9 protein-coding genes are annotated in these 12,244 nt (G+C 73.6%); 4 read left to right on the top strand and 5 right to left on the bottom strand.

Annotated elements, in window-relative coordinates:
* Nucleotides 1-122: 122 nt before the first annotated feature.
* The 4 genes from AB2L27_RS16020 to AB2L27_RS16035 all read right to left on the bottom strand — a co-directional run bounded on the left by AB2L27_RS16020 (nt 123) and on the right by AB2L27_RS16035 (nt 6,787).
* On the bottom strand, nt 123-725 hold the full coding sequence (locus AB2L27_RS16020; RefSeq protein ID WP_370442493.1) for a GDSL-type esterase/lipase family protein: 603 nt from the start codon (nt 723-725) through the stop codon (nt 123-125).
* Nucleotides 726-901: 176 nt separating this feature from the next.
* Nucleotides 902-4,741: a multifunctional oxoglutarate decarboxylase/oxoglutarate dehydrogenase thiamine pyrophosphate-binding subunit/dihydrolipoyllysine-residue succinyltransferase subunit gene (locus AB2L27_RS16025; RefSeq protein WP_370442494.1), complete on the bottom strand. Its 3,840-nt coding sequence runs from the start codon at nt 4,739-4,741 to the stop codon at nt 902-904.
* 100 nt (nt 4,742-4,841) lie between these two features.
* Nucleotides 4,842-6,017 (bottom strand): sensor histidine kinase, encoded by a 1,176-nt coding sequence (locus AB2L27_RS16030; protein WP_370442495.1) that lies wholly within the window; start codon nt 6,015-6,017, stop codon nt 4,842-4,844.
* On the bottom strand, nt 6,014-6,787 hold the full coding sequence (locus AB2L27_RS16035) for a response regulator transcription factor (protein WP_370442496.1): 774 nt from the start codon (nt 6,785-6,787) through the stop codon (nt 6,014-6,016). Before AB2L27_RS16035 ends, AB2L27_RS16030 begins: the two co-directional genes overlap by 4 nt.
* A 165-nt stretch (nt 6,788-6,952) precedes the next feature.
* On the opposite strand from AB2L27_RS16035, the gene AB2L27_RS16040 reads away from it, so the two are divergent.
* The 4 genes from AB2L27_RS16040 to AB2L27_RS16055 all read left to right on the top strand — a co-directional run bounded on the left by AB2L27_RS16040 (nt 6,953) and on the right by AB2L27_RS16055 (nt 11,845).
* Nucleotides 6,953-8,407 (top strand): GuaB1 family IMP dehydrogenase-related protein, encoded by a 1,455-nt coding sequence (locus AB2L27_RS16040; protein WP_370442497.1) that lies wholly within the window; start codon nt 6,953-6,955, stop codon nt 8,405-8,407.
* A gap of 19 nt (nt 8,408-8,426) precedes the next feature.
* The gene (locus AB2L27_RS16045; RefSeq protein WP_370442498.1) at nt 8,427-9,236 is read left to right on the top strand and encodes an alpha/beta fold hydrolase; all 810 of its coding nucleotides are present in this window, start codon (nt 8,427-8,429) and stop codon (nt 9,234-9,236) included.
* A gap of 195 nt (nt 9,237-9,431) precedes the next feature.
* Nucleotides 9,432-10,796: a hemolysin family protein gene (locus AB2L27_RS16050; protein ID WP_370442499.1), complete on the top strand. Its 1,365-nt coding sequence runs from the start codon at nt 9,432-9,434 to the stop codon at nt 10,794-10,796.
* The gene (locus AB2L27_RS16055) at nt 10,793-11,845 is read left to right on the top strand and encodes a hemolysin family protein (RefSeq protein WP_370442500.1); all 1,053 of its coding nucleotides are present in this window, start codon (nt 10,793-10,795) and stop codon (nt 11,843-11,845) included. The genes AB2L27_RS16050 and AB2L27_RS16055 overlap by 4 nt, the downstream gene beginning before the upstream one ends.
* A 22-nt stretch (nt 11,846-11,867) precedes the next feature.
* On the opposite strand, the gene AB2L27_RS16060 is transcribed toward AB2L27_RS16055, so the two are convergent.
* Nucleotides 11,868-12,230 carry a PRC-barrel domain-containing protein gene (locus AB2L27_RS16060; protein ID WP_370442501.1) on the bottom strand — a complete coding sequence of 121 codons (363 nt, stop codon included), beginning with the start codon at nt 12,228-12,230 and terminating at the stop codon, nt 11,868-11,870.
* Nucleotides 12,231-12,244 lie beyond the last annotated feature (14 nt).

Raw genomic sequence — 12,244 nt, forward strand, 5'->3', positions numbered from 1 at the left:
GTGGGGTAGGTGGGCTTGGGCGATGTCCCACTCGGCGTCGGTGAGGTCGGAGGGGTAGGGAGTCCTGGTGGGGACGCTCATGGTCCTACCGTGCACACATCACCCCCTTTGAGGACAACCTCTCAGGGCTGGGGCACGCCCAGCCAGTCGTACCAGCCGCTGTGCAGCACCAGCCACGCCAGCAGCCCGTACCCGGCCTGACCGGGGTGGGTGCCGTCGGAGGCGGCGAGGTCGGCGTACCAGTCCTCGTGCTCCAGCAGCGGGGAGAACGTGTCCACGTAGGCGACCCGGCGGCGCGCGCACACGTCCGCGAAGGCGTCGGCCAGGTCGCCGATGCGGTCGTTGCGGTCGGCGTCGGACACGGGGGTGGGGCCCACCACGAGCGAGGGCAGCCCCCGGGCCTCGCACTCGTCCAGGACGTTGGCCAGGTTGAGGCGGCTGCGCGCCAGCGTCGTGCCCGCGTCGATGTCGGCGTGGCCCAGGCCCACGACGAGGCGGTGCTCGTCCCCGCCGACGAAGCGGCGGGACGTCTCCTCGCGCCAGCGGTTGTTCAGCTCGGTCGTGGTCTCGCCCGGCACCCCGAGCGGGAAGAACGTCACGTCCCGGTCCTCGCGCGGCGTGCGGGCCGAGACGCGGCCCACCCAGCCCAGCGCGCGGGGGTCACCGACCCCGGTGACGAACTCGTCGCCGACGAGGCACACCCGCACGTCGTAGCGGCCGTTCACTGCTGGTCCTCGCTCACGCGGGTCGTGCTCCTGTCGTGGTCGTCTCGGGTCGTCTCGGGTCGTCCCGGGTCGTCCCGGGTGCTCTCGGGCCGTCCGGGGGTCGGGGCGAGGATAGTCGCTCGCACGCACGGACCCCGCCACCCGCACCGGGTGACGGGGTCCGCGGGCGGCGGGCCTCAGCGCGCGAAGGCCTCCTCGACCAGCGCGCGCTGCTCGGCCTGGTGGCGCTTGGCCGACCCGGCGGCCGGGGACGCCGAGGCGGGACGGGACACCAGGCGCAGCTTGGCGGTCAGCGCGGGGAACAGGCCCATCGCCACGTGCCACCAGCCGCCCTGGTTCGCCGGTTCCTCCTGCACCCAGACGGGTTCGGCGTTCGGGAACCGGGACAGGACGTCCAGCACCTGCTCCAGGGGCAGCGGGGCCAGCTGCTCCAGGCGCACGATCGCCGTCGTGGTGTCCGAGCGGGCGGCCCGCTCGGCGACGAGGTCCCAGTAGACCTTGCCCGAGCACAGCAGCACGCGGTCGACCGCCGCCGGGTCCAGCCCGCCCTGGTCGCCGATGACCTCCTGGAACGTGCCCGAGGTGAAGTCCTCCACGGCCGACGTCGCGGCCTTCAGGCGCAGCATCGACTTCGGGGTGAACACGACCAGCGGCCGGCGGGGGCGGGCGTAGGCCTGCCGCCGCAGCAGGTGGAAGTAGCTCGCCGGCGTCGAGGGGACCGCGACCGTCATGTTGTCCTCGGCGCACAGCTGCAGGAAGCGCTCGATGCGCCCCGAGGAGTGGTCCGGGCCCTGGCCCTCGTAGCCGTGCGGCAGCAGCAGCACGACCGAGGAGCGCTGGCCCCACTTCTGCTCACCGGCGGCGATGAACTCGTCGATGACGGTCTGGGCGCCGTTGAAGAAGTCCCCGAACTGCGCCTCCCACAGCACGAGCGCGTCGGGCCGCTCGACCGAGTACCCGTACTCGAAGCCCATCGCGGCGTACTCCGACAGCAGGGAGTCGTAGATCCAGAACTTCGCCTGCTCGGCGCCCTCGCGGCCCAGGTACAGCAGCGGGGTCCACTCCTGCCCGGTGGCGCGGTCGGTGAGCACCGCGTGGCGCGAGACGAACGTCCCGCGCCGGGAGTCCTGCCCGGACAACCGGATCGGGGTGCCCTCCATGAGCAGCGAACCGAACGCGAGCAGTTCGCCCCAGCCCCAGTCGATGCCGCCCTCGGTCGACATCTGCGCCCGCTTGTCCAGCAGCTGGCGCAGCTTGGGGTGGACGGTGAACCCCTCCGGCGGGTTCGCCTGCACCTGGCCGATGTGCTGGAGCACGGCCGCCTCCACGGCGGTCTCGCGCGCCTGCGCCGGGGTCTGCTCGTCGGCCTCCTGCGCGGACGGCTTCTCCAGCCCGCCGCGGCTGTCCCCGTCGCCGGACCCGCCGTTCTTCGTGCCCTTGGTCTCGGCGAACGCGCGCTCGAGCTGGGCCGAGTAGTCGCGCAGCGCCTCCTCGGCCTCCTCCACGGAGATGTCGCCGCGGCCGATGAGGCCCTCGGTGTAGCTCTTGCGCACCGAGCGCTTCTTCTCGATGAGGTTGTACATGAGCGGCTGCGTCATCGAGGGGTCGTCACCCTCGTTGTGACCGCGACGGCGGTAGCACACCATGTCGATGACGACGTCCTTGTCGAACTCCTGACGGAACTCGAACGCGAGCTGGGCCACCCGCACGCACGCCTCGGGGTCGTCGCCGTTGACGTGGAAGATCGGCGCCTGGATCATCCGGCCGACGTCGGTGCAGTACACCGACGAGCGCGAGGACGCCGGGGCCGTGGTGAACCCGACCTGGTTGTTGATGACGACGTGGACCGTGCCGCCGGTGCGGTACCCGCGCAGCTGGGACAGGTTCAGCGTCTCGGCCACGACGCCCTGGCCGGCGAACGCCGCGTCGCCGTGGATGAGGACGGGCAGCACCGGGAACGAGGCGCCGGCGAGGTTGATGCGGTCCTGCTTGGCCCGGGCCACACCCTCCAGCACCGGGTCCACGGCCTCCAGGTGGGAGGGGTTGGCCGCGACGTAGACCTTGGTCTGCTCGCCGTCCTCACCGGTGAACGTGCCCTCGGTGCCCAGGTGGTACTTCACGTCGCCCGAGCCCTGGACCGTGCGCGGGTCCTGCATGCCCTCGAACTCGCGGAACACCTGCGAGTAGCTCTTGCCCGCGATGTTCGTCAGCACGTTCAGCCGGCCGCGGTGGGCCATGCCCAGGCAGACCTCGTCCATCCCGGTCGTGGCCGCGCGCGAGAGCAGCGCGTCCAGCAGGGCGATGACCGACTCCCCGCCCTCCAGGGAGAACCGCTTCTGCCCCACGTACTTCGTCTGCAGGAACGTCTCGAACGCCTCGGCGGCGTTGAGCCGGCGCAGGATGCGCAACTGCTCGGCCGCGGTCGGCTTGGCGTAGGGGCGCTCCACCCGGTCCTGGATCCACTTGCGCTGGTCCGGTTCCTGGATGTGCATGTACTCGATGCCGACGGTGCGGCAGTAGGAGTCGCGCAGCACCCCGAGGATGTCGCGCAGCTTCATGTGCGCCTTGCCGCCGAACCCGCCGGTGGGGAACTCCCGGTCGAGGTCCCACAGCGTCAGGCCGTGGGTCTCGATCTCCAGGTCGGGGTGGATCCGCTGCTTGTACTCCAGCGGGTCGGTGTCGGCCATGAGGTGCCCGCGCACCCGAAAGGCGTGGATGAGCTCGACCAGGCGGGCGGTCTTGTTGAGCTGGTCGTCGTGGCTGATCGAGATGTCCGGCGTCCAGCGGATCGGCTGGTAGGGGATGTGCAGCGCCTGGAAGACGCGGTCGTAGAACCCGTCCTCGCCCAGCAGCTTGGAGTGCACGATCCGCAGGAACTCCCCGGACCCCGCGCCCTGGATGATGCGGTGGTCGTACGTGGAGGTCAGCGTGATGACCTTGCTGACGGCCAGGCGCGTCAGCGTCTCCTCGCTGGCGCCCTGGTACTCGGCCGGGTACTCCATCGCACCGACGCCGATGATGGCGCCCTGGCCCTTGACCAGGCGCGGCACCGAGTGGACGGTGCCGATCGTGCCGGGGTTCGTCAGCGAGATCGTCGTCCCGGCGAAGTCCTCGGTGGTCAGCTTCCCGCCGCGGGCGCGGCGCACGACGTCCTCGTAGGCGCTCCAGAACTCCGAGAAGTTCTTCCCCTCGCACGCCTTGACCGCCGGCACCATGAGCTGGCGCGAGCCGTCGGGCTTGGGCAGGTCGATCGCGATGCCGAGGTTGACGTGCGCCGGCTGCAGGACGGCGGGCTTGCCCTTGGCGTCGGTGGTGTACGCGGTGTTCATCGACGGCATGGCCGACAGCGCCTCGACGACGGCGAACCCGATGAGGTGGGTGAAGGAGACCTTGCCGCCGCGAGCGCGCTTGAGGTGGTTGTTGATGACGATGCGGTTGTCGACCAGGAGCTTGGCCGGGACCGCGCGCACGCTCGTCGCGGTGGGGACCTCCAGGGAGTCCTCCATGTTCGTCACGACCCGGGCGGCGGGGCCGCGCAGGGGCGAGACGGTGTCCTGGGCGGGGGCGGCGGGTTCGTCCGCGGGCTTCTGGGCGGGCTTCCCGGCGGCCTTCTCGGCGGGCTTCTGCGCGGGCTTCTGCGCGGGCTTCGGCATGGACTTCTGCGTGGGCTCCCCGGCGGCCTCCGCCGCCTGCTGCGGTGCCGGCGTCGGTGCCGGCGTCGGTGCCGGCGGCGGCGGGGTGGTCGAGGTGGTGGACCCCTGCGCGGCGGGCTCCTTCGCGCCGGGCTCCTGCGCCCCGGTGCCCTGCGTCGTGCCGTTCGTCCCGTGCGCGCCCGAGGACTTCGTGGTCTCCGCCGGGCTCTCCGCGGGGGAGTAGTCCTCGAAGAAGTCCCACCACGCCTCGTCGACGGAGTTCTTGTCGGTCTTGTACTGCTCGAACAGCTCGTCCACGAGCCACTCGTTGGGACCGAAGGTGGCAGCGATCTTGTCCTCGTGGTGCGAGGGCTGTGATGGCACGGCGTTGTCGCCTTCTTCCTGGATGACCGAACGGACGTACGTTCTCGACTGCGGGCGCCCGTCCACCCTATCCCGGTGTGGTATGCGCCTGCCCGTCGCCCTACGGCCGCGCCGCCGCACCACCAGAGGACTTCGTCACACCCGGTGCTTCCTCAGTGACTCTGGGGAGGTGGACGTCGATGCGGCAGCCCCCCTCCGGCGGGGTCGGCGCCACGCGGATCGTGCCGCCGTGCAACTGCACCGCCCAGCGCGCGATGGCCAGGCCCAGCCCCGTGCCGCCGTCGGTGCGCGCGCTGCCGCGCTGGAAGCGCTCGAAGACGCGCTCGCGGTCGGCGTCGGCGATCCCCGGCCCCTGGTCCTGCACCGTGATCCGCACGACCTGACCCACGGTCACCGCCGAGACGAAGACCTTCCCGCCGGGCGGGGAGTGCCGCGAGGCGTTGTCCAGCAGGTTGGCCACCACCTGGTGCAACCGGGCGGAGTCGACCAGGACCTCCAGCCCCGGCGGGTCGACGTCCAGGACGAACTCCACGTCGCGCCCGGTCATCTTCATCGCCCGCGTCGCCTGGGCCAGGAACGGCTCCAGCGCCAGGTACTCCCGGTCCAGCTCCACCGCCCCGGCGTCCAGCCGCGACAGGTCCAGCAACTGCTCCACGAGCCGGCCCAGCCGCTCGGTCTGGGCCAGGGCCGTGCTGAGGGTCTCCTGGTCCGGTTCGGTGACCCCGTCGACGAGGTTCTCCATGACCGCGTGCAGCGCCGAGACCGGCGTGCGCAGCTCGTGGCTCACGTTCGCCACGAGCTCGCGGCGCTCGCGGTCGACGGCCTCGAGGTCCTCGGCCATCCGGTTGAACGCGTCGGCCAGCTCACCGACCTCGTCGCTGGACGTCGAGCGCACCCGCCGGGAGTAGTCACCCGTCGCCATCGCCCGGGCCGCGGCCGTCATCTCCCGCAGCGGGGAGGTCATGCCCCGGGCGAGGAGCTGCGTGAACACGAGGGTGACGACGATCGAGGCGGGCAGCGTGTAGCGGGGCCCGATGTGGATCTCGGCCAGCCGCAGCCCCGCCCACACCAGCAGCGAGGCCAGCGTCACCGACGCCGCCACGAGCAGGCCGAGCTTGGTCTTGATCGAGTGCACCGGGTCCAGCGGCCGCACGTCCGGCCACGGCCGCCGGGTCGCGGTCCTCGCCGCGCGGACCCGAGCGTCGTGGGCCGCCCCGCTGATCGGGATCGGGCCGGTCAGGCCCGTGCCGGCGGGGTCGGAGGAGGGGCCCGTCACGGGGCCTCCTGGGTGCCGGAGGGCTCGAAGGCGTAGCCGACGCCGTGCACGGTGCGCACGAGGTCGGCACCCAGCTTGCGGCGCAACGCCTTCACGTGGCTGTCCACGGTGCGGGTGCCGGAGGCGTCCACCCAGTCCCAGACCTCCTCCAGCAGCTTCTCGCGCGTCAGCACGGTGCGCGGGGACTCGGCCAGGCACACGAGCAGGTCGAACTCCGTGGGGGTCAGGTGCACCTCGGCCCCGGCCCGGCGCACCCGCCGCTGGGCGCGGTCGACCACCAGCTCCCCGTCGGAGACCTCGAACCGCATCGCCTCGGTCGTCGGCTGCGGCGCCCCCACCAGGGCGCGGGCCCGCTCCACGCGGCGCACGAGGCCGTTGACCCGGGCCACCAGCTCGCGCATCGAGAACGGCTTGGTCATGTAGTCGTCGGCGCCGACGCCCAGGCCGACGAGCTTGTCGGTCTCGTCGTCGCGCGCGGTGAGCATGAGGACCGGCACCGGCCGGGAGGCCTGCACGCGCCGGCACACCTCCAGGCCGTCGAAGCCGGGGAGCATGACGTCGAGCACGACGACGTCGGGGGCCACGCGCTCGCACAGCTCCACCCCGGACGGGCCGTCACCGGCCGTCTCCACGGTGTACCCCTCGGCGCGCAGCCGCCGGGCGACGGCGTCGGCGATCGTGGGTTCGTCCTCGACGACGACGGCCGTGCGCGGCGGCTGACCGTTCTGGGGCCCGCCACCGGAGGGTGCCGACGTGGTTCCGATGCTCATGGCGGCCAGCGTAGGACGGCCCGGGCCCGGTGGACCCGGACGGGAGCCGGACGGCGGCTGTGTGCACGAGCCCTGCACACGCCCTCCCGATCCGGTGCGCCGCCCGTGCGCCCGTCCGCCCGTCCGCCCGTCCGTCTGGCCCCGCCCGCCGCCTACCCTGGGGACGTGCACTTCCTCGACGGTCAGCAGCCCCGCCACGACCTCACCTACAGCGACGTCTTCCTCGCCCCGTCGCGCTCGGCGGTGACCTCCCGGCTCGACGTCGACCTGTCCACCGGCGACGGCACCGGCACCACCGTGCCCGTGGTCGTCGCCAACATGACCGCCGTCTCGGGGCGGCGGATGGCCGAGACCGTCGCCCGTCGCGGCGGGATGGCCGTCCTACCCCAGGACCTCCCCCTCGACGTGGTCGCCGAGGTCGTCGCCTGGGTCAAGGACCGCCACCCCGTCTTCGAGACGCCCGTCGTGCTGCGCGAGCACGACACGGTCGCCGACGCCCTCGCCCTCATCCCCAAGCGCTCCCACGGCGCGGCCGTCGTCCTGGACGAGGCCGGGCACGTCCTCGGCGTCGTCACCCCGGCCGACTGCGCCGACGTGGACCGCTTCACGCAGGTCGGCACCGTCATGAGCCGCGAGCCGGTCACCGTCGACGCCTCCGTCGAGGACGACCTCGAGGCCGCGTTCGGCGTGCTGCACGCCACCCGCCGCCGGTTCGCCCCCGTCGTGCGCGACGAGGGGGATGGGCCGGTCCTCGTCGGCGCGCTGACCCGGACCGGTGCGCTGCGCTCCACCGTCTACCGGCCCGCGCTCGACGCCCGCGGCCGGTTGCGCGTCGCGGCCGCCGTCGGCATCAACGGTGACGTCGCGGCCACCGCGAAGGCGTTGCTGGACACGGGGATCGACACCCTCGTCGTCGACACCGCGCACGGGCACCAGGAGAAGATGCTCGAGGCGTTGCGCGCCGTGCGGGCCCTGGACCCGGCCGTGCCGGTCGTGGCGGGCAACGTCGTCACCGCGCAGGGCGTGCGCGACCTCCTCGAGGCCGGCGCCGACATCGTCAAGGTCGGCGTGGGCCCGGGCGCCATGTGCACCACGCGGATGATGACCGGCGTGGGGCGCCCGCAGTTCTCCGCGGTCCTGGAGTGCGCCGCCGCCGCGCGCGAGCTCGGCGGTCACGTCTGGGCCGACGGCGGTGTGCGTCACCCCCGCGACGTCGCGCTCGCCCTGGCGGCCGGGGCCAGCCAGGTCATGGTCGGGTCCTGGTTCGCCGGGACCCACGAGAGCCCCGGCGACCTGGCCGTCGACGCCGGCGGCCGGGAGTACAAGGAGAGCTTCGGGATGGCCTCGGCCCGCGCCGTGGCCGCCCGCACCCGCGCCGACTCCCCGTTCCAGCGGGCCCGCAAGGGGCTGTTCGAGGAGGGCATCTCCTCCTCGCGCATGCACCTGGACCCCGCCCGCCCCGGGGTGGAGGACCTGCTGGACCAGATCACCTCCGGGGTGCGGTCCTCCTTCACCTACGTCGGCGCGCGCTCGGTGCCCGAGTTCGCCGAGCGCGCCGTCGTCGGCCTGCAGTCCTCGGCCGGCTACGACGAGGGCCGCCCGCTCCCCACCGGGTGGTGACCGGTTGATCCTGGAGGGCGTGCGACGCGCGGACGGGACCCCCGTCGACGTCACCACGTCCGGTGCCGGGCCGGGGCTCGTCCTCGTGCACGGCGCCCGGCCCGCGGCCGACTACGGCAAGCTCGCCGACCGGCTCGCGGGCCGCTTCACCGTGCACCGCTTCGACCGGGAGCAGACGGGCCGGGACGGGGCCCGCTACGCCGTCGCCGACGACGTCGCCCTCCTCGGGGCCGTCCTCACGCGCACCGGGGCCCGGCTCGTGCTCGGTCACGGGCTGGGCGGGCTCGTCGCGCTGCTGGCCACCGCCGGTCTGCTGGACCGCTGCGTCGACCGGGTCGCCGTCTACGACGCCGTCCTGCCCATCGACGGGTCGGTCCCGGAGGAGGCGCTGGAACAGGCCGCGCGGGCGCTGGCCACGAACGCCCCCGACCTCGCGCTGGCTCACCTGGACCGGCACCTGCGGACGTCCTCGCTGCAGGCCGTCGCCCGCACCGAACGCGTCCAGCGGCTCCTGGGCGGGGTGCTCGCCCGCACCGAGTGGGGACGTTCCACCGCCGCCCGGCTGCCGCAGGTGCTCGCCGAGACCCGCGCCGGGTTGCAGTTCGACGGGCCCGCCGAGGTCTACGCCGACCTGCCCGCCCGCGCCCTGCTGCTGACGGGGGAGCGGTCACCGGCCTTCTTCGGGGCCGCGGCGCACGCCATGGCCGCCGCCGTCCCCACGGCGACGGCGCTCGTGGCCGGCGGCTGCGGTCACGACTCCCTGCTGCGGGCGGCGCGGCGCTGCGTCACCCCGCTGGAGACGTTCCTGGGCGGGGACACCCTCTTCTGAGACGGGCCGCGCCGCCGGCGCGCGAGCGCCGCCACGACACCGGTCGGGGCATCGGCTGACGGGCCCGGTCGCACGTCCTGGCACTACCATCGGGGACGCCATGAGCTCAGATGCCCGGGTCGAGCCCGACCCTCCCCCCAGTCGCCACCGTCCGCACCCGGCATCTGCTGACGCACCCGCACCAGGGGTGTCCGGGTGCTGACCGAGTGGCTCCTCCTGCTCGTCGGGATCGTCCTGACCCTCGGCACCGCCGTCTTCGTCGCCGCCGAGTTCGCCTTCGTCACCCTCGACCGGTTCACCGTCGAGAAGGCGGTGGAGGACGGGGACCGGCGCGCGGCCGGGGTCCTGCCCGCCCTGCGCACGCTGTCCACCCAGCTCTCCGGCGCCCAGGTCGGCATCACCCTGACGACCCTGCTCCTGGGGTACCTCACCGAACCCTCCCTGGCCTCCCTGCTGCGCGGCCCCCTGGCCTCCCTCGGCCTCGGGGAGCGCCTCGCGGCCTCCTCCGCAGGGGTGCTCAGCGTGATCGTCGCCGCCGCGTTCTCGATGGTGGTGGGCGAGCTCGTCCCCAAGAACCTCGCGCTGTCGGTGCCGCTGCGCACCGCCGGGGTCGTCGCCCCCCTGCAGCGGGGGTTCACCTGGTTCACCGGGCCCCTGCTCGTCGTCCTGAACGGCAGCGCCAACTGGTTCCTGCGCCGCATCGGCGTCGAACCCCAGGAGGAGCTGTCCGGGGCCCGCTCGGCGCGCGAGCTGGCCGCCCTGGTGCGCCGCTCGGCCGACCTGGGCACGCTGGACGAGGGCACCGCGAACCTCATCAGCCGCTCGCTGCTGTTCGGGGACCAGACGGCCGCCGACGTGATGACCCCGCGCGTGCGGATGGAGGTCGTGCGCCTGGAGGAGTCCGCCGCCGACGTCGTCGCGCGTGCCCGGGCGACGGGGCACTCCCGCTTCCCGGTGACGGGGGACGACGACGACGACGTCCGGGGGGTCGTCCACCTCAAGGCCGCTGTCGCCGTCCCGGCCGAGCGCCGCCACGACGTGCCCGCGGCGGCCCTCATGACCGACGCCCGGCGCGTGCCGGACTCCCTGACGCTCGAACCGCTGCTGCTGCAGCTGCGGCAGAAGGGGTTGCAGCTCGCCGTGGTCGTCGACGAGTACGGCGGCACGGCGGGGGTGGTGACCCTGGAGGACCTCGTCGAGGAGATCGTGGGGGACGTCTCCGACGAGCACGACCGTGACCGGTCCGGGGTGCGCCAGCACCGCGACGGCAGCTGGACGGTGCCGGGGCTGGCCCGGCCCGACGAGGTCCGCGACGCCACGGAGGTGGAGGTGCCCGACGACCCGGCCTACGAGACCGTCGGCGGTTTCGTCATGGCCCGGCTGGGGCGCATCCCCGCCGTCGGCGACGAGGTCGAGGTCGGCGGGACCGTCCTGCGGGTGGCGCGGATGGAGGGACGGCGGGTGGAGCGGCTGCGGCTGCGGCCCCGGCCCGCCTCCGAGACCGGCACCAGCACCGGCACCGACAGGGCCGAGGCCCTGGGTGGAGGGGGGTCCCGGTGAGCGACCAGGCCGCCCTCGTCCTGGCGGGGCTCCTCATCCTGGGCAACGCCTTCTTCGTCGGCGCCGAGTTCGCCGTCCTGTCCGCCCGGCGCAGCCAGATCGAGCCGCTGGCCGAGACCAGCGCGCGGGCCCGGTCGGCGCTCGCGGCGATGGAGCACGTCTCGCTCATGCTGGCGGCCTGCCAGCTGGGGGTCACGCTGTGCTCCCTCGGGCTGGGCGCGGTGGCCGAACCGGCCATCGCCCACCTGCTGGAACCGGCGTTCCACGCCGTGCACCTGCCCGAGGTGCTCGTGCACCCCGTCTCCCTGGTCATCGCGCTGTCGATCGTGACGTACCTGCACGTCGTGGTCGGGGAGATGATCCCCAAGAACCTCTCGATCGCCGGACCGGACCGCGCCGTCCTCGTCCTGGCCCCTCCGCTGGTGGCGATCGGCCGGGTCATCGGCCCGGTCATCCGGGCGCTGAACGCGCTGACCAACGCCGTGCTGCGGCTCATGGGCGTCGAGCCCAAGGACGAGGTCTCCAGCGCCTTCACCGTCGAGGAGGTCCAGTCCATCGTCGCCGAGTCGCGCCGGGAGGGGACCCTGGACGATTCCGGCGGGGTGGTCACCGGGGCGCTGGGCTTCTCCGACCGGACGGTCGGGGACATCGCCGTGCCCCTGGCCGAGCTGCGGACGCTGCCGGTGGGGTCCTCCCCGGCGGACGTGGAGGCCCTCGTGGCCCGCACGGGGTTCAGCCGCTTCCCGCTGGTGGACCCCGCCGGGGACCTGCACGGGTACCTGCACCTGAAGGACATCCTGTACGCCGACCCCGGTGAGCACCCCGAGCGCTACGCCGAGCCGGTGCCGGACAAGCGCGTCCGTGCGCTCGGCACCCTGGGGGCGGGGGAGGAGGTCGAGGACGCCCTGGCCGCGATGCGGCGCACCGGGGCCCACCTGGCCCGCGTCGTGGACGCGGCCGGCGCGGTGACCGGGGTGGTCTTCCTGGAGGACGTGCTGGAGGAGCTGGTCGGGGAGGTCAGCGACGCCATGCAGCGCGCCCGCTCCTGAGCGGAGCTGGCGCGCGGGGGGATCAGCGGCGGGCGAGCCGCCGGCCGCTGGGGGTGTCGGCCGGGGAGTACTCCATCCCGTAGTGCACGTAGATGCGCGGCTCGTCGTCCGGGCCGAGCTCCTCGTCGGTGCCAAACGTCGGCGCCGCCTTCACCGTCTCGCGGGGGAAGGCGACCCGGATGTCGTGCCGCCCGACGGCCGCGCCCTCCAGGGGGACCAGGACGACCTTGCGGAACCCCACCACCCCGGTCTCCACGGCGGCGAAGAGCCACTCGTCGGTGGCCGCGTCGACGTAGACGGAGGCGAGGTTGCCGACCTTCTCGTCGCTCACGTCCAGGACGGGAGCGCCCTTCCACTGGTTCAGGTCCTGCACGAGGATCGTCATGGCCCACACTCTGG

It is taken from the genome of Kineococcus halophytocola, assembly GCF_041276425.1.
GTDB classification, from domain to species: domain Bacteria; phylum Actinomycetota; class Actinomycetes; order Actinomycetales; family Kineococcaceae; genus Kineococcus; species Kineococcus halophytocola.